Here is a 26,803-nt window from a genome sequence, read left to right as displayed (position 1 = left end):
ACCACCATCGATGGCACGGACAGAAAGCAGGAGACCGTGATTGAGTTTGATGAAAACAAAGCGCCCAGCATTAGCAATCTGCAACTGGAAGGGGTGTTGCATGTCAAGGGTGTTCTGCATGCGCTCTATCAGTTTGATGCCAAAGAAGGCAATGCCACTGACCGCTCGTTCTATGTCTGGGGCGAGAAAGGCTCCACGGCGAAACGGGTCGTTGCACTGGCAGATGCCGCAGGAACAAAAGAGCCAATAGAACTGGCACAGAAAAATGGGGAAGGCCGGGTGGCAGCCGGGGCGACAGATAAGGACAAAGTGAAATACACCATTGAGAGCCGTGATATCGGTAAGGTTCTGGAAGTGTCGGTACTGGCGGCAAACGAGGCCAATCTGCGGGCTAAAGCCCCGTTGACCACCGATGTGAGCGACCCGAACGCCAATCAGGGCATTACCGGCGGTAACGGCAAGGGCGGTGTGGCAGATCCGAATGCCAAACCTCAGGTAAAAATCGTTGAACTGACCGGTAAGTTGACACTGCCGACCACTTTAACTGCCCTTTATCAGTTTGAACCGAATGGCGGGGATGAGACGGATAAGTCACGCTACATCTGGAAAGTCGAAGGGGAAACACCAACTGCTACTGACTGGAAAGGTATCACCAACACCAGTCATGGCAGCCAGCAAGGTCAGGTACTGGTCAAACTGGAGGAAAATGATAAAGCGGCCATCGCCGGTAAAGTGATAGCCATTTCTATTCTGCCGATTAATGGTGCAGGACAAGATAACCAGGAAGGGATTGCGACCGTGACAACATCACCGGATGATCCGGTTAATAAAACTACTGGGGGTGGTCAGGATAAAGATGGCAAACGCACCGGCACAATGGTGGATCCGGACGCGAAGCCGACTATCCGGGGTCTGATATTGGGGGGATATCTTGATGTCGACAAAGAGCTGACGGCAACCTATACCTTTGAGGCCAATACCGGTGATCCGGAAGACACGTCAGAGTACACCTGGAGCCGATTGGACAGCGGGTCTGATGATAAACCCACAGGCAGCCCTCATAAGATAAAAGGCGGACAAGTCAAAAATGGTCAGGTCCCCCCTTACCAAGTACAGAAAGATGATGTCGGTAAATTTATCGAAATCAAGGTTCAGGCAAGGCACAAGGGGCAATTGCTTGCTGATCAAATCATTGTGGTGAACTCCAATCAGGGAGAAGATGCGGGTAACGGTAATAAAGATTTATCGGGTGCTGGTGATGGTGAAGGCCGGGTCATTGATCCTGCCACAGGACCGCAAGTATCTGACTTGCAGTTAACACTGTCAGGGGATGGCAGTGCACTGAGTGCCACCTATAACTTCAATCCCGGCACAGGGAATACGGAAGACAGAACCCATTATCAATGGGGTACCTTTTTACCGGGAGAAGAAAATCAGACAGATATCGAAATAGCGAATGCTCAACGCGTGGCGGAAAACCAAGACCATAAGCAACAACCCCATCGTGTTCCCGAGTTCCCCTTGAAACCCGAACACGTCGGTAGGTTGATTGGGTTGAGTATTCAGGGGCGAAATGGCTACAGTGATATCAACCCCAATAATGATCAAGGGATTGGTAATACCACGTCAACGGATACCGGGAAATTCACCAAACTCACGGGCGTGAATCAGGATGGAACGATGAAAGGCGTTGCGGATGAATTTACCGTGGATGTGGATAAGGACAAGGCTAAAGCTAAGATCGATTTGGTTAACAATGAACCAGAGTCGATCGAGTTAACGATCAAAACCCAAAAGGATAATAAGTCCATTGGTGGAGTTCCTGTAACCATTAATTTGTCTGCCGTTAGTCGCTATCACAATGCAACAGAAACACCTACTGCAAAACTGGAAGCTCAGAAAGGTGTTTTAGCAATAGCTCAACCACATATATATACGGGCCATACGGATGAGAATGGCGATCTTGTTATCAAGATCTCTGACCCCAATGGAAAAGGTGTAAAGACAACCTTGAAAGTGACTGCGGAGGGTGCTAATGGTTCTCTTCCTGCAAAAGATCAGGATGTTATCTTTACGGTGATTACCAGCCCTGATATGCCTGTGGCGAATTATTGGGGACACATGCATGACACTATAAAATTCAATGGAATAAAATATTATCGGACGCCATTACACAATGAGTATACCGGAACTAAGGATGAAGGTGGAGACTTAGATAATGAAGATTGGGCATATTATAATTCAGATGTAGTTAAAAACGTTTGCTCTAGAAATGGTAAAGTTTTGCCAACTTCAAATGAGTTAGTCGAATTAGGTCGTCATTATGCTATAAATCAGGTGCATACCAGATTCGGTTGGCCAACCGAATGGTCTTATTATTCATCTAGTCTAGAGTTAGTGAACTTGAGCGCTGGTAAAAATAACGGTGAAGGTAATAACGTATCACATAGATTTGCTGCATGTCGTGATAAAAATTAATTTCTTCTAAAAGAGAAATAAGAGCCTGAAGTGTGGTGGATGTTTATAACAAAAGTAACATGGTAATAAAAATCTTCAGGTGTAGTAGCTCAAATCCAAACTGCTCCTAAAGTTGTCTCTAACAACAAGGGGCAGTTTTCTATCTTCAGTACCCACTAAACTTAACTCACCAGCATCAACACGCCCACTACCAAGTAAAACGGTAAAATAATCTTCCTTCTTCCTTACCTCATTAACAATCCCCCGGAAAAACCAGACTAGCCAGTGGCGGCACGCGCCCAGCTAAGGTATTATTGCCCGCTATATTATTGGTACACGCCCATTATCAATTGAATTTATGGCAAAAGAACAAACTGATCGCACCACACTGGATTTGTTCGCAGATGAACGCAGGCCAGGGCGACCGAAAACAAATCCGCTGTCCAGAGATGAACAGCTCAGGATCAATAAACGCAACCAGTTGCGACGAGATAAAGTCAAAGGACTGCGTCGAGTGGAACTCAAGCTCAATGAAGATGCCGTCGATGCACTGAATCATCTGGCAAAACAGCGCAACATCAGCCGCAGTGAACTGATTGAACAAATGCTGTTGGCCCAACTGGCAGAAGAAAATCACTCTGCCGATTAACGGCTTTTATTCAACTGCAATGAAGCGGCATCACCACACAAATCTGACAGATTTGTCATTGATGTTTGGTCAAAATAACGCTTTTCATGTTACTAAAAATAACATTTTTCCAGCTGATTTCAGCGTGATGTGTATGGATTTAATACACTGATAAAACAAGAGGTTAACCCATTTTATGGCAATAATAGGTATATTCTTCGGCAGCGATACAGGCAACACAGAAAATATCGCCAAAATGATCCAAGAAAAATTGGGCGGTGCTGATGTTGCTGAAGTCCACGATATTGCCAAAAGCAGCAAAGAAGATATTGAAGCCTTCGATATTCTGCTGCTTGGCATCCCAACTTGGTATTACGGCGAAGCTCAATGTGATTGGGATGATTTCTTCCCAACATTGGAAGAGATTAATTTCGAAGGGAAACTAGTTGCTTTGTTCGGCTGTGGTGATCAGGAAGATTATGCAGAGTACTTCTGTGATGCTATGGGCACCATTCGCGATATTATTGAGCCTCATGGCGCGATTATCGTAGGACACTGGCCAACTGAAGGATATCACTTTGAAGCCTCCAAAGGCATGGCCGACGATAACCACTTTATTGGTCTGGCCATTGATGAAGATCGTCAACCAGAATTGACAGATGAGCGCGTTAACGCCTGGGTACAACAAATTAAGGCTGAAATGAGCCTGTCAGAGATTCTGGATGAATAAGGGAATTAAGCCCTTTCATGCAGGATTATTCTTGCATAATGTGTCATGATGTCGGGATAGGCATGGTTTTCATTTTGAATATCCATGCCTATAATCAACAACGTGAAACAGAATCATGATTCCCTCACGATACCCCCAAGTATCATAAGTTCACTTAACCCAAGTTACAGGACTGAATCCGCATGACCGACAACAATAAAGCATTGAAAAATGCTGGACTTAAAGTAACACTTCCGCGCTTGAAAATTCTGGAAGTGCTACAGGACCCAGAATGCCATCATGTCAGTGCGGAGGATCTCTACAAAAAACTGATTGATATCGGTGAAGAGATTGGCCTCGCCACTGTCTATCGCGTGTTGAACCAGTTCGATGATGCCGGCATTGTCACACGCCACAATTTTGAAGGCGGTAAATCGGTTTTTGAACTCACTCAGCAACATCACCATGACCATCTGATTTGTCTTGACTGCGGTAAAGTCATTGAATTTAGTGATGAGTTCATTGAAGAGCGTCAGAAAAATATCGCTGACCGTTATGGAATTAAGCTCTCAAACCACAGTCTTTATTTATATGGTCACTGTACGGTTGGTGATTGCCGCAAAGATAGCGCGTTTCATGATGAAAAAGCATGATAAACAAGCGTAATGAAGTGATTGAAGTAATTAGCCCACTTCGGGTGTTTGAATTAGTCTGAATAAGCTACTGCCGATTAGCTCAAGCTAATCGGCAGTTTGCTTTAAGCGTTAAAATTGCACTTCATCCATGCGGCTAAAGCGTTTTCCATCGATATTGACTGAGCGAATTTTCACATTACTGCTGACATGAGGTCGCTGTCTGTCATTGTAAACTTGCCATGTTTTTCCATTATCCAATGAGTATTGGATAGTAATCCCCGGTAATGCGATATTGGCTTCAAGTGTCCCAGAAACAATTCTGCCACCCGGCACCGGCAGACGATATGAGATTTTGGCTTTATCCAACTTAGCCAATTCACGCTGTCCTATCAGATTGGCAAAGCGCTTCCAATCATGTTGAAGGAGAGCTGCATCAACATAGTGTGTTACTCCTCCTTTATATTCCCTGCCCTGCTGATATTTCTGTTCCCAATCCGCTTTGTGCCATGCTCGTTCCGCCAGCGGTAATAAGCGTGGATAAATCATATATTCCATTTGTTCATCGGTACGCACGGTTTCACTCCATGATAGCCCTGACATCCCATAAGCCCCCGGCCAATGTTTATTACTATGGGTATTAAAACGGTTGCCATCACGATCCACCGAGGTCTCAGCATTTTGTGGCATGTTATTCGGAGCAAAGCTGAAAATTTTCGCTTCATCATTAAAGCGAGTTGCCCAATAGTAGCCCCGCTCTTTCGGATTAACTTCATATGGCATATCCAGATAGACATAATCAGGGCTGGAAACAATGACTGGATATCCCTTATTCGCCCAATCATTGGCGGAATCATAGCCTCCCCAATAAAGGGTATCCCAGAAATTCACTGCAACATGTTTAGTAGCAAAATCCTTTGCCGATTTAGCGTGTTTCAAACCATCCTGCCATGCCTGCATGGTGCTGATACCGTGGGCATTGACGATTTTGCTGACTTCCATGGCAAAATAACTGGCAAGTTCATCAACATCTTTAATGACGCCTTGCGTTATCATCTTTTGGCAAACCTGAGATTTGGCCCACGGTTTATCCTCAATTTTTTGGTTGATAATCCCCTTGCCCGGCACAATCGGTCCATCTTTGTCTTGATATCCTGCGCCCAAACGGATATTTTTCGCTTCATCACCACCAAAATGCCATGTATCTAACGGCAGTCCGGCTTCTTTATGCATGGCAATGACTTCGCTGATAACTTTATCAATAAACCGTTTTGAGGAATCCATGCACGGATTAAGATAACTATGGCGATCATAGAACTGCACAGATGTTGTATTCGAGGTATCTGTCGGATCAAGCAAACGATATTCATTAGCTTCCTGCTCTTTGCCCTGTGCCATGAGTTTCTTATAACGCGCTTCCATCGACACAACGGCAGCACGAGCATGGGCGGGTATATCAATTTCTGGGATAACTTCTATTTGGCGGGCTTTGGCATAATTCAGAATATCAATGTAATCCTGACGGCTAAAATAGCCACTTCCCATATTATTGCTATCCGGCCCTGATCCCAATTGTGGCAACAAACACTGAGTTTCACTTAAATCATGACAACGTTGACTGCCGATTTCTGTCAATTCCGGTAAACCGGGTATATCCAAACGCCAGCCCTCATCGTCACTCAAATGGAAATGGAATTTGTTCAGCTTATAGTTGGACATTTGATCGAGCAGGCGCAGAACAGCTTCTTTGCTATGAAAATTTCGCCCAACATCAAGGAACACGCCACGATATTCAAACCTTGGCGCATCTTTTGCCGTCAATGTAGCAATTTTTGGAGTGTCATTAGCAGAAAGTAAGGAAAACAGTGATTGCAGACCATAGAATACGCCAGATTGATCAAACGCGACGATTTGTGTTCCCTTAGTGGTAATCTGCAACGAATACGCCCCCTTGACTCGCCAAGGTCCCGTAAATTGGTTTGCGTTTATTTGCGTTGCTATACGATAACCGCTATCTGTTAAATTAATATCATGAGCTTTGAAACGTTCCTTGATCACTTTAATAGATTCGCTGCTCAATCCTCCCAACTCTAGTTTCACTCCGCGGGATAAATCCACATCCTGTGAATGAATGGAAAGTTCTTTCGGTGTCGGAATAATCTGTCCACGGAGTTTATCCTCGTGGATTATTGCCACCTGCTGGTTTTTTACAAAACGGTTTTCAGGTGTCATCAGGATATTGTTATCTGTTGTAGTACGTTTCCACTGTTCACCTTCCAGATCAAATAAAAATTCACTGATGTTTTCAGTATCAGTATTCACCAATACTTTGGGTGTAGCATCACCGGAAGTCGCATACCAACGTGGCATAAAATCAGTACTGAAAATCTGCCAATATTCACCAATAATCGGTAGCACGACCTTTTCATTGGCCTTGATGCCTTTGAATTTCTCGGTCGGTTCTAGCTTATGTAAATCCCCCGTGATATGGGTGATTTTGTACTGATCATTATCCAGTTTAAGGATTTGACGAATACTGTGAAAATAGAGTGCCCAATCAGAAGAATCGATCGCCTGATTGCCATTGCTCAAGATAATGTTAACCCGATTACAGACAGCCGAATCCGCACCAAGAATGGCGCAATCTATACCATGTGAACCAGCTTGATTATCAATGACTTTGAAATTGACCTTTAACTGACTCAATAAATCCACAGTCTGTTGTGGTGACATTGATTGCTGCAATGGCACTAATGATGCTGTTTCTGCATAGATACTGCCTATAAATCCAACTGTCGTGATAAGTGCTGCCAAGGTACGTAATTTAATGATTTTCATAAATTACCTCGTCTGAATTTATTATTTTTTCGATGGGCAAATTCTTGGGTGAATAATGTACAGATTTGGCCAGCCAATAACCCTACACAATATGTGACTATAAGGCAATTTCTAATCTTAGCTGTAAGAGTTAATTTTCATTACGATTCTATTAAGCATAAAAAAAGCGTGAAGATAATCACGCTTTTTAGTGTATGAATTAATAACGTATGGGTTAAATAACCTGAGTCACATTATCTTTATGAGCTTGTTATTCTTGTGAGATCTTTGCCCAGGTATCACGCAGACCAACTGTACGGTTAAAGACCAGACTTTCAGCACTTGAGAGGCGGCTGTCAGCACAGAAATAACCTTCACGCTCAAACTGATAGGTTTTTTCTGGCAAGGCATTTGCCAACCCTGGTTCTACAAACCCTTTACGAATCACCAGCGACTCTGGATTGATCGTAGACAAAAAGTCATCTTCTGCCCCCGGATTTGCCCCGCTGAACAGACGGTCATACAGATAAAATTCTGCTGATACACCGTGTGCAGCACTTACCCAGTGAATGACACCCTTAACCTTGCGGCCATCGGCTGGATCTTTGTTCAGGGTTTGCTCGTCATACTGGCAATAAATCGTAATAATATTGTCTTCCGCGTCTTTTTCAACACGATCAGCTTTAATCACATAGGCATTGCGCAGACGTACTTCTTTGCCCAAAACCAAACGCTTATATTGACGGTTTGCTTCTTCACGGAAATCAGCACGGTCAATATACAGTTCGCGACTGAACGGTACTTCACGGCTGCCCATTTCTGGTTTATTCGGATGATTAGGCATCGTCAGAATAACTTCACCTTCCGGCATGTTTTCAATCACCAGTTTTACTGGATCAAGAACCGCCATAGCGCGCGGTGCATTTTCATTCAAGTCATCACGGATACAGGATTCCAATGCCGCCATTTCAACATTGTTATCCTGTTTAGTCACTCCAATGCGACGGCAGAATTCGCGGATAGAAGCTGCGGTATAACCACGACGACGTAACCCCGAAATAGTTGGCATACGTGGGTCATCCCAACCATCAACGATGTTTTCTACCACCAGCTGGTTAAGTTTACGCTTTGACATCACCGCATATTCCAGGTTCAGACGAGAAAACTCGTACTGACGCGGATGGCAATCAATTGTAATGTTATCCAATACCCAATCGTACAAACGACGGTTATCCTGGAACTCCAGCGTACAGATGGAATGGGTGATCCCTTCCAGCGCATCGGAAATGCAGTGGGTAAAATCGTACATCGGGTAGATGCACCATTTATTGCCTGACTGGTGATGCTCTGCAAATTTGATGCGGTAGATTACCGGATCACGCATAACAATGAATGGGGATGCCATATCAATTTTGGCACGCAGACATGCCTTACCTTCAGCAAATTCACCGGCACGCATTTTTTCAAACAGAGCCAGGTTTTCTTCTACGCTGCGATCACGATACGGGCTGTTTTTACCTGGCTCTTTTAAAGTGCCGCGATATACACGAATCTCTTCAGGACACAGTTCATCTACATACGCCAGACCTTTATTGATTAATTCAATGGCATATTGATACAAGGTATCGAAATAATCAGAAGAGTAGCGAATATTCCCACTCCACTGGAAGCCCAACCACTGTACGTCAGTTTTAATCGACTCAACGTACTCAATATCTTCCTTGACCGGGTTTGTATCGTCAAAACGTAGGTTGCATTGTCCCTGATAGTCTTGAGCGATGCCGAAATTCAAGCAGATCGACTTAGCATGACCGATATGCAGATAACCGTTAGGTTCAGGTGGGAAACGGGTATGTACGGATGTATGTTTACCCGTTGCCAGATCTTCGTCAATAATCTGACGAATAAAGTTTGTCGGGCGGGCATCTGCCTCACTCATCGTTTTTTTCCTCAATGCAAAAAATGCTTCAACATAACCTTCTATAATCCAATAAGCTGAACCGAGAAACAATACTTTGTTAGCGGGAAATGGTGGAATGGGTAAAGATAGTGCGGAAAAGCGGGAAACAGCTTTAATCTTATCCAACTGAAGAAATCAAATAAAAACATGCTCCAACAAAGCTAGAGCTATCCCAGTAAGCCACTATCAAAATAAGTCACTATCAAAGTAAGCACAAACGCAATTGGCTAATACACTGGAAGGCCTACAAATGGCAGGTTGAATTTGTCCTCGCTATTGAATGTAAGGCTATAAATTAACCGATATTGAAAATCTATAATCGTAAAGACTGGCATATTGCTTGCGATTATGCAGATGCCATAAAACCTCATACCAAACAAGAAGATTGAACATTGACTTCACTCTCATGATCCCGAAAAGTAAGTTACTTATAAAAGATAACATACTCTTTATATATAATATTATTTAATTTTATTGATTACATGAGTATATATTAAAGACATCAGATCCCCGAGCACATAATGAATAGTGTAGAGAGTTGATTAAAGAGAAAAGATCATTATCTGGTTTAACTTCATTCAGAAAATGAAGAGCGACTACTTGATTCTTATACCTTTCAGCATACCCACACGACTGGAAATTTTGCCTTTTCTATTATCACCACATCAATATCAAAATATATCTTATATATCAACAGAGAATGAAAATGAATAATCTATCATCAGACAATAAAAAGATGATTATAGCAATAGTCATTAATGAAAAATATATATCAAATCACTATACAGACGGATTTAAGGTAGGAGCAACATCATTCACATTAAAAATGGCTAACTACTTTATCAAACAGCAGATTTTTGCTGGATTTATCTTATATAAAAGAGATGAATCACTATTGGCTCCCAAAATTGAACAATTAGAAACAAATGAAATAAAATATATAAAAATTTTCTTTAATTTTTCAATGAATCCAGAAGATACCAGAGAAGCCTTAGCTAAAAGTTTATCATTACTTTCTATAAATAACAACCAAAAATACAATATTTTCGCTTATTATCAAACAGATACACTCCTGTCTTATCATCCATCAAACATCCCATGTGCTGTAACACACCATGGACCTTTTGTTGAAGATTTTCAGAGAAATTATTCACAAGAAGGGGCTTATCAAGCATTTGAAAATAAAGATAAAGCGATTCATCTTTATAAGCAACAATCTATAGGAATTAATACCTTGATTAATAAAGGGTATTTTGTTATACAACACTCTAAACTACAAGGTGATTATCTAGTAAGCAAAGGCGTCCACCGAGAAAAAATAAAACAGGTTAATCCACCTATGTTTTCCTGTGAAAATCACGAATGCAGTTCATTAAATTCCAATATAAGTAATTTTATAAACACGAATAAAGATGAAATCTTGTTATTCACTGCTGTTGCTAGATTAGATTACTTTAAAAATATCGAATTATTAATTAATTCTTCAATTAGTTTATTAGAAAAAGGCATTCCAATAAAAACATTAATTTTAGGTGATGAAGAAAAACATGACCACAGAAGAGATATATTAAATTTCATGATCCCTGTGGAATATAGAAAATACTTTTTGATCTCATGTAAACTATCGCACACTGAACTATTTATAATTTTTAATGAGATGAAGAAAAAAGCTATTTTTGTATGTACGTCACGTTATGAAACATTAGGAATTACTCCTTTAGAGGCAGCACTAAATGGGATCTATACAATTGTTCCAAATTTAAGCTCAGTAGAAGCTTCAACTTATTTTTCCTCGGAAGATAAGTTTAATTATGACATAGCGTCACTGACGAAAAAAATAATTTCCATATATGATAAAAATTTATTTATATCCGATACACAACAACAAAAACTCAGAACGCTACTGTCAAAAGATATTTTCGAAGAAAGTGTCAACAAAATTTATAATGAAATTTCAGAAAGTTACATACTTCCACTTCCATCCGCTATCTAAATAGCGTTTATAATAACATATATAAATAATTTCAAGTAAATGAGTACAGCAATGTACTCATTTTAATTCTATCAATATCGTTACAATGATCACAATTACTTATTTAACTGTGGCTTTTTCTTATTTTTCAATTAAAAATAAGTCATGTCAATCGTGAAAAGTCTCCAATAATATTTACTACAATAGGTGAGTGCCATGGATATATTTAATTATTTACAGCGTTTGGGAAAAGCACTCATGCTTCCGATCGCTTCGCTTCCAGTCGCCGCGTTACTACTGCGGCTCGGTCAACCAGATGTATTCAATATCGCTTTTATTGCCAGTGCAGGTGGAGGAATTTTTGAAAATTTGCCTTTATTATTTGCACTGGGAATCTCTATCGGCTTGGCAAAAGATAATGGCGGAGCCGCGGCACTCGCTGGTGTTGTTGGTTTTTTCATTCTGACAAAAGCAACCGCCGTTATTGATCCTAAAATCAATATGTCATTTTTTGCAGGTATTATTTCGGGGATCGTTGCCGGCCACTGCTATAACCGCTTTTCTGAAACCCAATTACCCGAATTTTTAGCATTTTTCGCTGGTAAGCGTTTAGTACCCATTATAACCGGAATTATTTGCCTTTTCCTTGCATGGGTTTGTGGGCATATCTGGCCATATATACAGCATGGCATTGATAATTTCAGCCTTTTGGTATCAAAAAGTGGTATGGCTGGATGGTTTACTTATGGTGTTCTTAATCGTGCCCTGATTCCGTTCGGCCTACACTATATCCTGCATTCCGTTTTCTGGTTCAGCTTAGGTGATTGTATAAAAATTACTTATGATCTGGCAGGATCAATACATAATATCTGTTTGGCTCCTGATGTAGCGCGTTCTCTCACTATTGGAGTAGCTATACCCGGAATAGAAGGTTCAAACATTACTCAAATAGCGAGTGACCTCGCTCGTGGTGATCTAAATCGCTTCTTTGCTGGTGATCCCAACGCAGGGGTCTATATGGCATGGGCCTATCCAATCTTTATGGGTGGTCTACCTGGCGCTGCTTTAGCCATGTATTTGGCTGCACCAAAATCACGTCGTTCTCAAATTGGTGGGATGTTATTTTCTGTCGCCTTAACATCATTCCTGACAGGTATCACTGAACCAATAGAATTTTCATTCTTGTTTTTAGCACCCGCATTATATGTTTTACATGCAATTCTTGCGGGCGTTAGCATGGTAATTACTAACTCTTTAGGTGTCTTACACGGTTTTGGCTTCTCTGCTGGTCTTATCGATTTAGGATTAAGCTGGGGATTGGCAACAAAACCATGGATATTGATCCCACTTATTATTCTATTCTTTATTATCTATTTCGTTGCCTTTACCTTAATAATTCGCATTTTCAATCTGAATACGATAGGCAGAGAAGAGACAAATTCAGACAAAGCAACTTCTGCATCTCAAGATAAAGAAGCTATTATACATTATATCAGTGCTCTCGGCGGACCTAACAATATTCGTACAGTTGATGCTTGCATCACTCGGCTCCGTTTGACTGTAGAAGACAATACCCAATTAAATGAGGCTCAATTGAAGAAATTAGGAGCTAAAGGAGTCCTAAAAATAGGTAAACAGAGTATTCAAGTCATCCTCGGCCCACAAGCTGAAAGCATCGCTGAACAAGTAAAAGCTCAGTTGAAATTAAGTCACGCAGATAAAACTGAATAATTTAGACTGCTCAAGATAAAAAGGAACGTAATTACGTTCCTTTTTAATTAAAACAAAAATCATATCTATCTATTTTTAAACAAAAAAACCGCAAAAAACTTATTTAGAAATATAAAAAAACATCTTTTAACATACTATTTTTTAGCTATAAAATGCACTAATTTAGCTAAAAAACTAGCCATTACACCAATCTTATTTTAGAATTAAAAATATCTTCCTGTATGAAATGGAACGAAGCCCCATGCAGGACAAGTATAATGCGCAATTTTACCCTACTGCTTTCACGTATCACATTGAGATATCAGGCATCGCATATACGTGAATAGCCTTACATAATTAAATTATTGAATGATTTTTAAGAGGTAATCATGAGGCTGATCCCCCTAACTACAGCAAGTGATGTCGGTCGATGGTCTGCTCACTATATTGTGAGTAAGATCAAAAAGTTCAATCCAACTATTGATCGCCCTTTCGTGTTGGGGCTTCCTACCGGTGGCACACCACTGGCAACCTATAAGGAACTTATTTCGCTATACCAAGCTGGAAAAGTAAGCTTCAAGCATGTGGTGACATTTAATATGGATGAATACGTCGGTCTGCCGGAAGTTCATCCTCAAAGCTATCATTCATTTATGTACCAAAATTTCTTTAATTACATTGATATTCCAAAAGAAAATATCAATTTGCTAAACGGAAATGCAGAAGATATTGATGTTGAGTGCCAACGTTATGAAAATAAGATTAAGGCATATGGCAAGATCCATTTATTTATGGGAGGTGTCGGTAATGACGGACATATTGCCTTTAATGAGCCGGCATCTTCTCTTTCTTCACGCACGCGAATCAAGACACTGACCATTGAAACACGGACTGCTAATTCCCGTTTTTTCAATAATGATGTGGAACAAGTTCCCAAATATGCGTTAACCGTTGGTGTAGGTACTTTAATGGATGCTGAAGAAGTCATGATTCTGGCAACCGGAATGAATAAAGCACAAGCTCTGCAAGCTGCCATAGAAGGAAACATCAACCATATGTGGACAGTAAGTTGCCTCCAGATGCATCCAAAAGCACTCATCATTTGTGATGAGCCTGCTACCATGGAATTGAAAGTGAAAACAGTGAAGTATTTCCGCCAGTTAGAGGCCGGCATTATCAATGAATTTGCCAGCTAAACTGATTTAGGAGTTAAGATCTCAATGTATGCATTAACCAATGGAACTATTTATACAGGATATGACAGGCTCGATAACCATGCAGTCATCATTGCAGATGGTTTGATTAAACAAGTTTGTCCGATAAGCGAGTTGCCAGAAAAAATTGAAAAACACGATTTACACGGCACAAACCTCGCACCAGGGTTTATTGATCTACAAGTCAATGGTTGCGGTGGAGTTCAGTTTAATGAACGATTGGAAGATATTTCAGAAGAGACTCTGCATACCATGCAGAAAACCAATCAGCGCTATGGTTGTACCAGTTTCCTGCCTACCCTCATCACCAGTCCCGATGAATTAATGATAAAAGCTATTGAAGTGATGCGCACCTACCTGAAAAAAAATCCCAATCAGGCATTAGGATTGCATCTGGAAGGGCCTTATATCAACCCAATAAAAAAAGGGACTCACAATACAGCTTATATCCGTAAACCTACTCCCGAAATGGTTAATTACCTGTGCCTGAATGCTGATGTCATAACCAAGATCACCCTCGCTCCTGAAATGGTAGAAAGCAAATATATTCAGCAATTGGCCGAAGCGGGTATTACTGTTTCTGCTGGTCATTCCAATGCTACTTATGAAGAAGCTCGCCATAGCTTCCAAAATGGCATTACATTCTCTACCCACTTATATAATGCCATGCCTCCGATTTCAGGCCGCCAGCCCGGGCTGGTCAGTGCCATTTATGATTCATCAGAAGTCTATGCCGGCATTATTTGTGATGGAATGCATGTATCATGGCCAAATGTCCGTAACTCAAAGAGATTAAAAAATGAAAAACTTATCTTGGTAACGGATGCTATTGTTCCTGCCGGTCTTTCCCCCGATGCTATAGAGCAATTTACCTTTGCTAATAAAACAATATATTATCGAAACGGTTTATGTGTTGATGAAAATGGAACACTGAGCGGCTCATCAATCACAATGATTGATTGTGTTAAAAATAGTGTGGAACATGTTGGTATTGCTTTGGATGAAACGTTGCGAATGGTGACGCTTTACCCAGCCAGAGCAATCGGTGTTGATAAATACCTCGGCACGATTGAATCCGGCAAGGTAGCGAATCTGACCGCATTTACTCACGATTTCAAAATCTGCAAAACCATTGTTAACGGGAATGACGTCAAACTATCGTGAGTATACAGACTGATGAGTAATGAGAACGCACAGAAGCAAATTGGTAATATTGATCTAGTCAAACAGCTAAATAGTGCTGTGGTCTATCGGTTGATTGATCAGCATGGGCCAATATCACGTATCCAGATTGCAGAAGAGAGCCAGCTTGCTCCTGCTAGTGTAACCAAAATTACTCGCCAGCTGTTGGAACGTGGCCTGATAAAAGAAGTCGAATATCAGGCTTCCACCGGAGGAAGGCGCGCAATCTCCATCATTACCGAAACACGCCATTTCCATACGATTGGAATCCGGCTTGGGCGCCATGATGCAACCGTGGCACTGTTCGATATGAGCGGCAAAACGTTAGTGGAATCGCACTATCCCGTGCCGGAAAATACTCAGCAGGAAGTCGAGAAACGGATTATTGACGCCATTGAAAGCTTTATCGACAAAAACCAGCGTCGAATCCGTGAATTAATCGCAATTTCAGTCATTCTTCCCGGTCTGGTTGATCCTGACCAAGGCGTCATCCACTATATGCCACACATTAAGGTGGATAACTGGCCTCTGGTTAAGAATCTCAAAGAACATTTCAATACCTTCTGTTTTATCGGGCATGATATTCGCAGCCTTGCATTGGCTGAAAATTATTTCGGGACTACTCGCGATTGTGAAGATTCTATTCTGGTACGTATCCATCGCGGTACAGGGGCTGGTGTCATCGTTAGCAACAATATCCTGCTCAATAAACGGGGCAATCTGGGTGAAATAGGTCACATCCAAATCGATCCTCTGGGTGAACGCTGCCATTGCGGTAATTTTGGTTGTCTGGAGACCATTTCTTCCAATTCAGCCATAGAAGCCCGAGTACAACATCAGCTACGTCAAGGTTTCCCAAGCCAACTTGCTTTGAACAATTGCAATATCCATGCAATTTGCCTTGCAGCCAATGCGGGCGATCCTCTTGCAACAGAAGTCATCAGGCAAGTAGGACACTATCTTGGTAAAGCTATTTCAATAGCAATTAACTTATTTAATCCTCAGAAAATAGTTATTGCAGGAGAAATCACAGAAGCAGAACAGGTATTACTGCCTACTATTAAGAGTAGCATCAATACCCAAGTACTACAGGCATTCCGCGAAGATCTCCCTGTAGTAGTTTCAGAGTTAAATCACTGCTCAGCGATTGGCGCATTCGCACTAACGAAACGGGCAATGCTTAATGGTGTACTGTTGCAACATCTTCTTGGAGGATAATTCCAACTATTTTTGCCGAGTTTGTCGACAAAATGATTACGAGACGAACAAACAAACGATTTTGTGCATATTTATTTAAAAAAGCAGTTGACGCATCTGTCTGATATACGCATAATGCGCCCCGCACCGCCGATGAAGGCAAAGCGAAAAAAGATGGCTACGTAGCTCAGCTGGTTAGAGCACAGCACTCATAATGCTGGGGTCACAGGTTCGATTCCCGTCGTAGCCACCATCTTTGCGGGAGTGGCGAAATTGGTAGACGCACCAGATTTAGGTTCTGGCGCCGCAAGGTGTGCGAGTTCAAGTCTCGCCTCCCGCACCATTTTATTTATCGGGTTGTACTTAGAATGTGTTTTAGTGACGATTTTAAGTTTTAGTATGTTATTTCAGGTGGGGTATCGCCAAGCGGTAAGGCACCAGGTTTTGATCCTGGCATGCCCTGGTTCGAATCCAGGTACCCCAGCCATTTAACTGAAACAATAAGTTAAAACGATATAAATTTAACTAAGCATTCTCAGGATAACAAAGGTCGCAATGGTAACACTCAGTTGGGGTATCGCCAAGCGGTAAGGCACCAGGTTTTGATCCTGGCATGCCCTGGTTCGAATCCAGGTACCCCAGCCATATCACTGAAAGTTATCACACTTCTTACGCTTATCGTAAATGGCTACGTAGCTCAGCTGGTTAGAGCACAGCACTCATAATGCTGGGGTCACAGGTTCGATTCCCGTCGTAGCCACCATTTACAAATCCAGTTGGGGTATCGCCAAGCGGTAAGGCACCGGATTCTGATTCCGGCATTCCCAGGTTCGAATCCTGGTACCCCAGCCATATTTGTCAATGTGTTATATAAAGTGTAGAAGAATGGAAAAAGAATATACAGGAAGAATATTCCTGATTAAAGGCCACCAAAAGGTGGTTTTTTTGTTTTCGGAATATCCAAAATATCCCCATAAAAACCATGCCAACGATTACCAAGCAAGCATTCGGTCATCTACATTTCCAATTAAACGACATTAGTTGGATGAAAATAATACTCTTACTTGTATAAGTCCCAAATCGGAACACCTGAATTTGATTACATGGAACAATCAGGGTTAACCATGCAACCAAACTACACAAACAACAGGGCATTGCTCTATACCCAATAATTGCACCTACCCAATAGAAGGAAACTTCAATCACAATCCCAATGCATATTTCAGAGCAAGATTTTTCATCACTCCTGAGCGTTGCGCGGCCATCAATGCCAGATTTCGTACCGCCTTCAATCCCGGCAAATCGTTACTGAATGCAGTATGGAAAAGATCCATTCCCGCTTGCATCACCAAATTATCCGGCATCCTGCGACGCTGATAACGCATCAGGACTGTCAAAGAATCCCACTCCTCCAATAACTCTTCAGCATTGATCAATACCTTGAGTAAAACATCAACATCCCGATAGCCTAAATTCACCCCCTGCCCTGCCAATGGGTTGATGGTATGAGCTGCATCCCCTAACAGAACCATTCCTTCTTGCACATAACGGCTGGCATGATGACGAGCCAGTGGGAACGAACCTACGGCAATCGGAGTAACTTTCCCCAAACGAGTGGGAAATGCCTGAAAAATTTCTCGTTCAAGCTGTGTCATTGTCATCGACTGCAATTGGCGAATGCGAGCAGGAGAATCATACCAAACCAATGAAGCCCATTGATCAAACAACGGCAGGAAAGCCCTGGGACCAGAAGGAAAAAATTGTTGCCATGTTATATCTTGTTGAGACTGGTTAGTCTTAACGGTTATCAGCATACACGATTGTCGATATTGCCACCCTTTACTGCCAATACCTGCCAATTGGCGAACTTGAGAACGGGCACCATCTGCACCAATAATCAGCCGAGTATCAATTTCCGTGCCATCAGCCAATGCCACCAGCCATGTTTTATCCTCATGCTGACGCTGCATAGATTTCAATGTGGTAGGACAAAACAAGGTCAGGTTTGGATAACGCTCAAACTCCTGCCACAATGCCAGTTGCAAGACACGATTTTCAATCATGTACCCTAACTCTGGCACTCCCAAGCTTTCAGCGTCGAAAATGACGTTAGAATCATTTTGCTCCCATGTTTCTAACTTCCGATAAGGGGCACTACGCATCCGTAGTACGTTTTCCCATGCCCCCAATTGTTTCAATAAATCCACCGAAGCGCAGCTGATAGCAGAAATGCGAACATCGGGTTCACTATCCGCATCGTAAGGTGCAGGAAGCTGATGCTCCAATAATGCAACTCGCCAACCTTCTTGTGCTAATCCCAATGCTGTCGCTGCGCCAATCATACCCGCTCCAACAACAACAATATCGAATTTTTGTTGTGAATTATTCATATTCATCATGTCATTAACTTATTGATTAAAATAGTGTACCGGAATTTTCCCTTTCCGGCTGTGAATATCCGGTGTTACAGTCTGGTCACTGGTGCCTCAAATGACTACAATAGCCAACAATATTATGCTAAATACACTATGTGCAATACATTGCGCTTTTCAGTGTTGAAGCATCATTCCACTGGAAACACCGGATACACAAAAAATGTCGACGATAAAAAAACTGTACATCAAAACCTGGGGCTGTCAGATGAACGAATACGATTCATCCAAGATGGCCGACTTGCTGGAAACCACACACGGTTATCAGTTAACCGATGTCGCCGAAGAAGCAGATATCTTACTCCTGAATACTTGTTCAATCCGTGAAAAGGCTCAGGAAAAAGTCTTTCATCAACTTGGTCGCTGGAAAGGTCTGAAAGATAAAAACCCTGAAATCATAATTGGTGTAGGTGGTTGTGTTGCTTCTCAGGAAGGGGATTACATTCGCCGGCGCGCGCCTACTGTCGATATTATTTTCGGGCCACAAACCCTGCACCGCCTGCCCGAAATGATTAATCATGTAAAAGGCACCCACAGCCCAGTCGTTGACATCAGTTTCCCTGAAATTGAAAAATTCGACCGGCTGCCAGCCCCTCGTGCAGAAGGCCCAACAGCCTTCGTTTCCATTATGGAAGGCTGCAATAAGTACTGCACATTCTGCGTTGTACCTTACACCCGCGGAGAAGAAGTCAGCCGCCCTTGTGACGATATTTTATTCGAAATTGCTCAACTTGCTGCACAAGGTGTACGTGAAGTTAATCTGCTCGGTCAAAACGTTAATGCTTATCGTGGTGCAACGTTTGATGGAGATATTTGTACATTTGCAGAACTGTTGCGTCTGGTTGCGGCTATCGACGGCATCGACCGAGTCCGCTTCACTACCAGCCATCCAATTGAGTTTACTGACGATATTATTGCAGTCTACGAAGATACGCCTGAATTGGTCAGCTTCCTGCATCTGCCAGTCCAGAGTGGTTCTGATCGTATTCTTACCCTGATGAAACGTGCCCATACTGCGCTGGAATACAAAGGTATTATTCGCCGTTTGCGCAAGGCTCGCCCTGATATTTTGATCAGCTCTGACTTCATCATAGGTTTCCCGGGTGAAACACAGGATGACTTTGAAAAAACCATGAAACTGATTGCCGATGTTAACTTCGACATGAGTTTTAGCTTCATCTATTCAGCGCGTCCAGGAACACCAGCAGCCGATTTGCCAGATGATGTAAGTGAAGAAGAGAAAAAACAGCGTTTGTACCTGCTCCAACAGCGTATTAACCAACAAGCCATGAGCTTTAGTCGCGCAATGCTTGGCAGCACACAACGTATTCTGGTTGAAGGTCCATCACGTAAAAATATCATGGAACTCTCTGGCCGTACTGAAAATAACCGCGTGGTTAACTTTGAGGGAACGCCTGACATGATTGGCAAATTTGTGGATGTCGAAATTGTTGACGTATACGCCAACTCCCTGCGTGGAAAAGTCATCCGTACTGAAGATGATATGGATCTGCGTGTCCATGAGTCACCTGAATCAGTCATTGCCCGTACTCGCAAGGAAGATGAAATCGGCGTTGGCTTTTATCAGCCTTAACAGGCCCTAACATAGAGATAATCAGTGATACAAATAAACCAACAAGTAGCAACACAAGAGATTTTTCTGGAACCCGCAGATAATCAACGTCTGATGAGCCTGTGTGGACCACTTGATGACAATCTGAAACAACTTGAGCGTCGTTTGGGTATTGAGATCAACCGCCGCGATAACCGTTTCAAACTGGTAGGTAAACCACTATGTGTTAGTGCGGCAGCAGGAATTTTACGTCACCTTTATGTCGATACTACCCCTGTACGCGGCGTGATACCTGATCTTGAGCCTGAACAGATTCATCTCGCCATTACCGAAAGCCGGGTATTGGAACAAGCAGCAGAAAGCGTTCCAGAATACGGGAAGGCCGTGAATATCAAAACCAAACGGGGTGTTGTAAAGCCCCGTACTCCCAATCAGGCACAATATATTGCCAATATCCTCGATCACGATATTACATTCGGGGTTGGGCCTGCGGGTACAGGAAAAACTTATTTGGCCGTTGCCGCTGCGGTTGATGCACTAGAGCGCCAAGAGATCCGCCGGATCCTGCTGACCCGCCCTGCGGTCGAAGCCGGCGAAAAGCTGGGCTTCCTGCCCGGCGACCTAAGCCAGAAAGTCGACCCTTATCTACGTCCGCTTTATGATGCCCTGTTTGAGATGATGGGATTTGAAAAAGTTGAGAAGCTGATCGAAAGAAACGTTATTGAAGTGGCACCACTGGCTTATATGCGTGGACGTACTCTCAATGACTCTTTTATTATTCTTGACGAAAGCCAGAATACCACCATCGAACAGATGAAAATGTTCCTGACCCGCATTGGTTTTAATTCGAAAGCAGTCATTACGGGTGATGTGACTCAGATTGACCTGCCAAGAGGCCAAAAATCTGGTCTGAGTCATGCAGTAGAAGTTTTATCTGATGTTGATGAGCTAAGTTTTAACTTCCTATATAGTGAAGACGTTGTTCGCCATCCGGTGGTTGCAAAAGTCGTTATCGCCTATGAAGCATGGGAAGTAGCAGAGCAAAAACGTAAAAAAACGCTCAATGAGAAACGCGGACAGGAAGTAAAATGAGTTCAGTTATATTAGATTTGCAAATTGCATGTGAAAACCCCGAAGGGCTTCCCGAGGAAGCCTTTTTCCAACGCTGGCTGGAAGGTGTTTTGCCACAATTTCAGGCAGAAAGTGAAGTCACCATTCGCTTGGTCGATGAAGCAGAAAGCCATGATTTAAACCTCACTTATCGTGGGAAAGATAAACCAACCAATGTGTTATCCTTTCCATTTGAAGCTCCACCCGAAGTTGAATTACCCTTACTCGGTGATTTAATTATCTGTCGTCAAGTTGTTGAAAAAGAAGCCGAGGAGCAACAAAAAACTGTCGAGGAACACTGGGCACACATGGTGGTTCACGGTAGCCTCCATCTTCTGGGATATGATCATATCGAAGACGATGAAGCGGAAGAAATGGAATCTTTGGAAACAGAGATTCTAGAAAAAATGGGTTATCCTGATCCCTACCTAATGGAAAAAGAATAACCGTTGCCAACATTTTTATGTTAAACATAACAATCTACGATTTTATTAATGGGGAATTTTCATTAAAACGCCATGAGCGACGACCATCCTTCAAGTAACGATAGCCCTGGCCCTAAGAAAGGCTTCTTTGCGCTTCTTAATCAGCTTTTTCACGGTGAACCGAAAAACCGTGATGATTTGGTTGAACTGATCCGTGATTCTGAGCAGAACGACTTAATCGATCCCGATACCCGAGAAATGCTCGAAGGTGTAATGGATATAGCTGATCAACGCGTGCGTGACATCATGATTCCACGCTCACAGATCGTTACCTTAAAACGCAACCAATCTCTGGACGAATGTCTGGATGTTATTATTGAATCGGCTCATTCACGCTTTCCTGTGATCAGCGAAGACAAAGATCACATTGAAGGCATATTAATGGCGAAAGATCTGCTGCCTTTTATGCGTACAAATGCAGAGCCTTTCAGCATTGATAAAGTACTTCGTCAGGCCGTTGTAGTGCCGGAAAGTAAACGTGTTGACCGTCTGCTGAAAGAGTTCCGTTCCCAACGCTACCATATGGCGATTGTGATCGACGAATTTGGCGGTGTTTCAGGGTTGGTCACCATTGAGGATATTCTTGAACTGATTGTGGGTGAAATCGAGGACGAATACGATGACGATGACGATAACGATGTTCGTGCTTTAAGTCGCCACTCCTATTCAGTGCGGGCATTGACTCAAATTGAGGATTTCAATGACATTTTTGGCACCAACTTCAGCGATGAAGAGGTTGATACCATTGGTGGGCTAGTCATGCAGGCATTTGGGCATCTGCCTTCCCGTGGGGAATCCATCACTATTGATGGTTACCTTTTCAAAGTGGCAATGTCTGATAGCCGTAAAATCATTCAGGTGCATGTAAAAATACCTGATAATGCTGACGTTCCTAGCCTTGATAAACCATAATAGGATCTAGATGAACAAAGCCTCATTCATGAGTTGCCAGCGGCTGCGTGCTGTGCTGGCACTTTTCTTCGGAGCCAGTGGAACGCTGGCTTTTTCACCTTTTGATTTCTGGCCAGCAGCACTTGTTTCTCTTTTCGGCCTGCAAATCCTTTCCTTGCACAGAACAACCCGTCAGGCTTGCTTTATCGGTTTCTGCTGGGGTCTTGGCTTGTTCGGCAGTGGCGCAAACTGGGTTTATGTCAGTATCGCCGACTTTGGAGGTATGCCTACCACCATTAACATCTTTTTGGTGATTTTGCTTTCTGCCTATCTTGCTCTTTATCCTGCGCTATTTGCCGGTTTATTAAACCGCTTTTTCCCAAGTACCAACAGCATCAGACTGGTTATTGTCAGCCCGGCACTATGGCAAGTCACCGAATTCTTGCGTGGTTGGGTACTAACAGGATTTCCTTGGTTACAATTCGGCTATAGCCAGATTGATGGTCCGATGAAAGCCATTGCGCCCATTCTGGGTGTAGAAGGCATTACCTTCCTGCTTATGATGATTAGCGGGTTACTGGTGATTGCCACTGTTCACAAGAAGCTATCAACTCACAAAAAATTATCAGCTCACAAAAAACTGTCAGCGGCCATTATTGCCATTCTTCTGCTGCTGTCACCGTGGACAATGAGACACTACCAGTGGTACACCTTACAGCCGGAAAAAACGACCGATATCGCACTGGTTCAAGGCAATATTCCCCAGTCCATGAAATGGGACCCCGCCGTTCTTGATAAGACACTGGATATCTATTTAGATAACAGCCGCCCTTTCATTGGTAAAGCGCCAATCATCATCTGGCCGGAATCTGCCATTCCTGATAACGAACATAATCAAAGTTATTTCCTGACTCAATTGGACACTCTGCTAAGGAAGCACAATACTAGCTTGATCACTGGCATTGTAGATGTCCGACCAACGTTGGAAGGTTATAAATTCTATAACAGCATTATCGTCTTAGGGGATAAGACACCTTACCAATATCCAGCCCTCACCCGTTATGACAAACACCATCTTGTACCTTTTGGTGAATTTGTTCCGCTGGAATCGATATTGCGCCCATTGGCACCTCTCTTCAATTTGCCGATGTCTTCTTTTAGTCGTGGGGCTTACATCCAGCCGCAGCTTTCTGTTGCAGGGCACAATATTACCGCTGCTATCTGCTATGAAATTATTCTGGGTGAGCAAGTACGTGATAATTTCAAGCCTGATACAGAATTCCTCCTAACCGTTTCTAATGATGCTTGGTTTGGGCGTTCCATTGGTCCGTGGCAGCATTTCCAAATGGCTCGAATGCGCTCTCTTGAACTGGGTCGCCCTCTACTAAGAGGAACAAATAATGGTATTACAGCGGTAATCAACCCAGACGGTTCTATTCAGGCGGAACTTCCACAATTTACTCGTCAGGTATTAGAAGCCAAAGTAACACCAGCCACAGGAGTAACACCTTATTTTCACTTCGGAAATTGGCCAATATGGGGAACCAGCGCTCTGTTTTTCATCTTTGCTTTTATGAGAAAGCATCAAAAAACTTAATTCCCCATAATTGATAAGATATTGATAAGAGTCAGGATATATTATTTATACCCTGACTTTTTATATCTTTTATCTAATCCCATAGACAAGTTCAGTAATCCCCCTTAATCATCGCCTTCATCACTAAAATAAAGAAAATTTACAATATATATAACCAAGGACAGAGCAAGATAATAGAGAATCACTCCAAAAAGTGCAAAGTGTGAACAGCGCTCAATATTATTCACTCTTTGATCACACATAAATGAAGTTGTTTATTTATAGTGCGATGCAAGTCCCGAAATTGAAACATTATGGTTTCAAAAAAGTAACATTTTGAATTATTTTTTTACGACATATAAACAAAACAACTCAGAAAATCGTTTCTACAGACAGTTTTTTTCATCCAAGTAGAAATATAATTCTCTGTAAAAAATCTAATTTCACAAATAACAACCAGATACAGGAGCTGTATATGCGTAAGTTACTATTAACCATGATGTTGCTTAGCGCGGTTGGAGCTGCCCATGCTGAGGAATGGACTGGAACACTGAAAAAAATTAAAGATAATGGCATTATCGTTGTTGGACACAGAGAATCTTCTGTTCCATTCTCTTACTACGATAATCAACAAAACGTCGTTGGTTATTCTCAAGATTATTCCAACTTGATTGTCGATGCTATCAAGAAAAAACTGGATATGCCTAACCTACAGGTCAAGTTGATTCCAATTACTTCCCAGAACCGCATTCCCCTGCTGCAAAACGGTACATTCGATTTTGAATGTGGATCTACAACCAATAATCATGAACGGCAGAAACAGGCAGCATTCTCCAATACCATCTTTGCCGTCGGCACTCGTCTTTTGACCAAAAAAGATTCAGGTATCAAGGGATTTGATGATTTGGCAGGAAAAAATGTCGTTGTCACTTCTGGCACAACTTCTGAAATCTTGTTGAATAAGCTCAATGATGAGAAGCAAATGAAAATGCGTATCATCAGTGCCAAAGACCATGGCGACTCATTCCGTACTCTGGAATCAGGCCGCGCTGTCGCCTTTATGATGGACGATGCCCTGCTCGCTGGTGAACGCGCAAAAGCGAAAAAACCCGATCAATGGATCATTGTTGGTAAACCACAATCAGAAGAGGCGTATGGCTGTATGCTGCGCAAAGATGATTCCCAATTCAAGACATTGATTGATGACGCCATTGTCAAAGTACAGACCTCCGGTGAAGCAGAAAAAATGTTTGATCGCTGGTTCAAAGAACCAATTCCACCTAAAAACCTGAATTTGAACTTTGCCATATCAGATGAGATGAGAGCCTTGTTTAAATCGCCAAACGATAAGGCATTGAACTAAGCAAGGAGCTAAAAAATCCCGGTTTTATTGGCACGACGGGTATGAGGTAGTCGTTCCCTACCTCATTTTTTTAGATCGTTTTGGATTCAATAAATTACAACAAATGAATCATTTTTAAGTATTACCGACAACCCCATTTCAGGGAGCATGTTTATGTCTGTTGATTGGAATTGGGGCATCTTTTTACAAGCTGCCCCTTTTGGTAATACCACCTATCTGGGGTGGCTTATTTCTGGCTTTCAAGTAACGGTTGCCCTTTCCGTCTGTGCATGGATCATTGCTCTCGTTGCCGGTTCATTGTTCGGTATTCTCCGTACCGTCCCGAATAAATTCCTTTCTGGGCTTGGAACCTGTTATGTCGAGTTATTTCGTAATGTTCCTCTCATTGTCCAATTTTTTACATGGTATCTGGTGGCTCCCGAATTCCTGCCTAAAAACCTGAGCAATTGGTTCAAAATGGATCTGGATCCCAACATCCAATTTTTTATTTCCTCCGTCATTTGCTTAGGGCTATTCACTGCTGCCCGTGTATGCGAACAAGTTCGTGCAGCAATCCAGTCACTCCCAAGAGGGCAAAAAGCCGCAGGACTGGCAATGGGCTTAACCCTGCCACAAACCTACCGCTACATTCTGCTGCCAAATGCTTATCGAGTGATAATTCCCCCAATGACTTCGGAAATGCTCAATTTGGTAAAAAACTCTGCCATTGCTTCCACAATCGGGCTGGTTGATATGGCTGCCCAAGCAGGTAAATTGCTGGATTATTCCGCACACGCCTATGAATCATTCACAGCAATCACGTTGGCTTATGTGGGCATTAACCTCGTGATCATGATTGCCATGAGCATATTGGAGAAAAAAGTACGTTTACCGGGCAATATGGGAGGGCGATAAA

19 protein-coding genes and 6 tRNA genes are annotated in these 26,803 nt (G+C 42.4%); 22 read left to right on the top strand and 3 right to left on the bottom strand.

Annotated features, from left to right (window positions below):
- From PSI23_RS13180 to fur, 4 genes are all read left to right on the top strand, one after another.
- A partial coding sequence (locus PSI23_RS13180) for an adhesion domain-containing protein (RefSeq protein ID WP_273555511.1) occupies positions 1-2,478 on the top strand: 2,478 nt, incomplete at its 5' end.
- Positions 2,479-2,815: 337 nt separating this feature from the next.
- Complete coding sequence (gene ybfE / locus PSI23_RS13175) at positions 2,816-3,106, top strand: LexA regulated protein (protein WP_273555510.1); 291 nt, start codon at positions 2,816-2,818, stop codon at positions 3,104-3,106.
- Between the two features lie 175 nt (positions 3,107-3,281).
- Entirely contained in the window at positions 3,282-3,815 is a 534-nt protein-coding gene (gene fldA / locus PSI23_RS13170) for a flavodoxin FldA (RefSeq protein WP_273555509.1), read from the top strand.
- Between the two features lie 182 nt (positions 3,816-3,997).
- On the top strand, positions 3,998-4,447 hold the full coding sequence (gene fur, locus PSI23_RS13165) for a ferric iron uptake transcriptional regulator (RefSeq protein WP_273555508.1): 450 nt from the start codon (positions 3,998-4,000) through the stop codon (positions 4,445-4,447).
- Between the two features lie 111 nt (positions 4,448-4,558).
- Here fur and PSI23_RS13160 read toward each other — a convergent pair whose 3' ends face one another.
- Together PSI23_RS13160 and glnS are read right to left on the bottom strand one after the other, a co-directional pair.
- Complete coding sequence (locus PSI23_RS13160; protein WP_273555507.1) at positions 4,559-7,264, bottom strand: beta-N-acetylhexosaminidase; 2,706 nt, start codon at positions 7,262-7,264, stop codon at positions 4,559-4,561.
- A gap of 250 nt (positions 7,265-7,514) precedes the next feature.
- A complete protein-coding gene (gene glnS, locus PSI23_RS13155) occupies positions 7,515-9,182 on the bottom strand; it encodes a glutamine--tRNA ligase (protein ID WP_273555519.1) in 1,668 nt (555 codons plus the stop codon).
- 727 nt (positions 9,183-9,909) lie between these two features.
- Here glnS and PSI23_RS13150 point away from each other — a divergent pair.
- The 11 genes from PSI23_RS13150 to PSI23_RS13100 all read left to right on the top strand — a co-directional run bounded on the left by PSI23_RS13150 (position 9,910) and on the right by PSI23_RS13100 (position 17,330).
- The gene (locus PSI23_RS13150; protein ID WP_273555506.1) at positions 9,910-11,196 is read left to right on the top strand and encodes a glycosyltransferase; all 1,287 of its coding nucleotides are present in this window, start codon (positions 9,910-9,912) and stop codon (positions 11,194-11,196) included.
- A gap of 195 nt (positions 11,197-11,391) precedes the next feature.
- Positions 11,392-12,906: an N-acetylglucosamine-specific PTS transporter subunit IIBC gene (nagE, locus tag PSI23_RS13145; protein ID WP_273555505.1), complete on the top strand. Its 1,515-nt coding sequence runs from the start codon at positions 11,392-11,394 to the stop codon at positions 12,904-12,906.
- Between the two features lie 368 nt (positions 12,907-13,274).
- A complete protein-coding gene (gene nagB / locus PSI23_RS13140) occupies positions 13,275-14,081 on the top strand; it encodes a glucosamine-6-phosphate deaminase (RefSeq protein WP_273555504.1) in 807 nt (268 codons plus the stop codon).
- Between the two features lie 24 nt (positions 14,082-14,105).
- Entirely contained in the window at positions 14,106-15,263 is a 1,158-nt protein-coding gene (gene nagA / locus PSI23_RS13135; protein WP_273555503.1) for an N-acetylglucosamine-6-phosphate deacetylase, read from the top strand.
- 12 nt (positions 15,264-15,275) lie between these two features.
- Positions 15,276-16,499: a DNA-binding transcriptional regulator NagC gene (nagC, locus tag PSI23_RS13130; RefSeq protein ID WP_273555502.1), complete on the top strand. Its 1,224-nt coding sequence runs from the start codon at positions 15,276-15,278 to the stop codon at positions 16,497-16,499.
- Positions 16,500-16,654: 155 nt separating this feature from the next.
- A tRNA-Met gene (locus PSI23_RS13125) sits at positions 16,655-16,731 on the top strand.
- A 5-nt stretch (positions 16,732-16,736) separates the two neighbouring features.
- Positions 16,737-16,821: transfer RNA gene (locus PSI23_RS13120), tRNA-Leu, on the top strand.
- 69 nt (positions 16,822-16,890) lie between these two features.
- Positions 16,891-16,965 (top strand) — tRNA-Gln (locus PSI23_RS13115).
- Positions 16,966-17,048: 83 nt separating this feature from the next.
- Positions 17,049-17,123, top strand: a tRNA-Gln gene (locus PSI23_RS13110).
- Between the two features lie 41 nt (positions 17,124-17,164).
- Positions 17,165-17,241, top strand: a tRNA-Met gene (locus PSI23_RS13105).
- 14 nt (positions 17,242-17,255) lie between these two features.
- Positions 17,256-17,330: transfer RNA gene (locus PSI23_RS13100), tRNA-Gln, on the top strand.
- A 350-nt stretch (positions 17,331-17,680) separates the two neighbouring features.
- Here PSI23_RS13100 and ubiF read toward each other — a convergent pair.
- On the bottom strand, positions 17,681-18,868 hold the full coding sequence (ubiF, locus tag PSI23_RS13095; protein ID WP_273555501.1) for a 3-demethoxyubiquinol 3-hydroxylase: 1,188 nt from the start codon (positions 18,866-18,868) through the stop codon (positions 17,681-17,683).
- 205 nt (positions 18,869-19,073) lie between these two features.
- On the opposite strand from ubiF, the gene miaB reads away from it, so the two are divergent.
- From miaB to PSI23_RS13060, 7 genes are all read left to right on the top strand, one after another.
- A complete protein-coding gene (miaB, locus tag PSI23_RS13090; protein WP_273555500.1) occupies positions 19,074-20,504 on the top strand; it encodes a tRNA (N6-isopentenyl adenosine(37)-C2)-methylthiotransferase MiaB in 1,431 nt (476 codons plus the stop codon).
- A 93-nt stretch (positions 20,505-20,597) separates the two neighbouring features.
- Positions 20,598-21,575: a PhoH family protein gene (locus PSI23_RS13085; protein ID WP_273555518.1), complete on the top strand. Its 978-nt coding sequence runs from the start codon at positions 20,598-20,600 to the stop codon at positions 21,573-21,575.
- Positions 21,572-22,039, top strand: coding sequence for an rRNA maturation RNase YbeY (gene ybeY, locus PSI23_RS13080; protein ID WP_273555499.1), 468 nt, complete (start codon positions 21,572-21,574; stop codon positions 22,037-22,039). Before PSI23_RS13085 ends, ybeY begins: the two co-directional genes overlap by 4 nt.
- Before the next feature lie 72 nt (positions 22,040-22,111).
- Positions 22,112-22,990: a CNNM family magnesium/cobalt transport protein CorC gene (gene corC, locus PSI23_RS13075; RefSeq protein ID WP_273555498.1), complete on the top strand. Its 879-nt coding sequence runs from the start codon at positions 22,112-22,114 to the stop codon at positions 22,988-22,990.
- A 10-nt stretch (positions 22,991-23,000) separates the two neighbouring features.
- On the top strand, positions 23,001-24,566 hold the full coding sequence (gene lnt, locus PSI23_RS13070; RefSeq protein WP_273555497.1) for an apolipoprotein N-acyltransferase: 1,566 nt from the start codon (positions 23,001-23,003) through the stop codon (positions 24,564-24,566).
- Positions 24,567-25,020: 454 nt separating this feature from the next.
- Positions 25,021-25,908 (top strand): amino acid ABC transporter substrate-binding protein, encoded by an 888-nt coding sequence (locus PSI23_RS13065; protein WP_373567327.1) that lies wholly within the window; start codon positions 25,021-25,023, stop codon positions 25,906-25,908.
- Between the two features lie 153 nt (positions 25,909-26,061).
- Positions 26,062-26,802, top strand: a complete 741-nt coding sequence (locus tag PSI23_RS13060) for an amino acid ABC transporter permease (protein WP_273555496.1) — start codon at positions 26,062-26,064, stop codon at positions 26,800-26,802.
- The last annotated feature ends 1 nt before the right edge of the window (position 26,803 follow it).

Origin of the sequence: Xenorhabdus yunnanensis (genome assembly GCF_028598805.1) — a bacterium.
In the GTDB taxonomy this organism is placed as follows: domain Bacteria; phylum Pseudomonadota; class Gammaproteobacteria; order Enterobacterales; family Enterobacteriaceae; genus Xenorhabdus; species Xenorhabdus yunnanensis.
The sequence above is the reverse complement of the archived record's forward strand: the minus strand, read 5'-3'. Positions and strand labels throughout refer to the sequence as shown.

What these genes read in the sequence shown, in the direction of transcription:
- nagC (WP_273555502.1), top strand. Translation starts at nt 15,276, where the DNA reads ATGAGTAATGAGAACGCACAGAAGCAAATTGGTAATATTGATCTAGTC.
- lnt (WP_273555497.1), top strand. Translation starts at nt 23,001, where the DNA reads ATGAACAAAGCCTCATTCATGAGTTGCCAGCGGCTGCGTGCTGTGCTG.
- ybfE (WP_273555510.1), top strand. Translation starts at nt 2,816, where the DNA reads ATGGCAAAAGAACAAACTGATCGCACCACACTGGATTTGTTCGCAGAT.
- ybeY (WP_273555499.1), top strand. Translation starts at nt 21,572, where the DNA reads ATGAGTTCAGTTATATTAGATTTGCAAATTGCATGTGAAAACCCCGAA.
- miaB (WP_273555500.1), top strand. Translation starts at nt 19,074, where the DNA reads ATGTCGACGATAAAAAAACTGTACATCAAAACCTGGGGCTGTCAGATG.
- PSI23_RS13160 (WP_273555507.1), bottom strand. Translation starts at nt 7,264, where the DNA reads ATGAAAATCATTAAATTACGTACCTTGGCAGCACTTATCACGACAGTT.
- PSI23_RS13150 (WP_273555506.1), top strand. Translation starts at nt 9,910, where the DNA reads ATGAATAATCTATCATCAGACAATAAAAAGATGATTATAGCAATAGTC.
- PSI23_RS13065 (WP_373567327.1), top strand. Translation starts at nt 25,021, where the DNA reads ATGCGTAAGTTACTATTAACCATGATGTTGCTTAGCGCGGTTGGAGCT.
- nagE (WP_273555505.1), top strand. Translation starts at nt 11,392, where the DNA reads ATGGATATATTTAATTATTTACAGCGTTTGGGAAAAGCACTCATGCTT.
- nagA (WP_273555503.1), top strand. Translation starts at nt 14,106, where the DNA reads ATGTATGCATTAACCAATGGAACTATTTATACAGGATATGACAGGCTC.
- ubiF (WP_273555501.1), bottom strand. Translation starts at nt 18,868, where the DNA reads ATGAATAATTCACAACAAAAATTCGATATTGTTGTTGTTGGAGCGGGT.
- nagB (WP_273555504.1), top strand. Translation starts at nt 13,275, where the DNA reads ATGAGGCTGATCCCCCTAACTACAGCAAGTGATGTCGGTCGATGGTCT.
- fldA (WP_273555509.1), top strand. Translation starts at nt 3,282, where the DNA reads ATGGCAATAATAGGTATATTCTTCGGCAGCGATACAGGCAACACAGAA.
- glnS (WP_273555519.1), bottom strand. Translation starts at nt 9,182, where the DNA reads ATGAGTGAGGCAGATGCCCGCCCGACAAACTTTATTCGTCAGATTATT.
- PSI23_RS13085 (WP_273555518.1), top strand. Translation starts at nt 20,598, where the DNA reads ATGAGCCTGTGTGGACCACTTGATGACAATCTGAAACAACTTGAGCGT.
- corC (WP_273555498.1), top strand. Translation starts at nt 22,112, where the DNA reads ATGAGCGACGACCATCCTTCAAGTAACGATAGCCCTGGCCCTAAGAAA.
- fur (WP_273555508.1), top strand. Translation starts at nt 3,998, where the DNA reads ATGACCGACAACAATAAAGCATTGAAAAATGCTGGACTTAAAGTAACA.
- PSI23_RS13060 (WP_273555496.1), top strand. Translation starts at nt 26,062, where the DNA reads ATGTCTGTTGATTGGAATTGGGGCATCTTTTTACAAGCTGCCCCTTTT.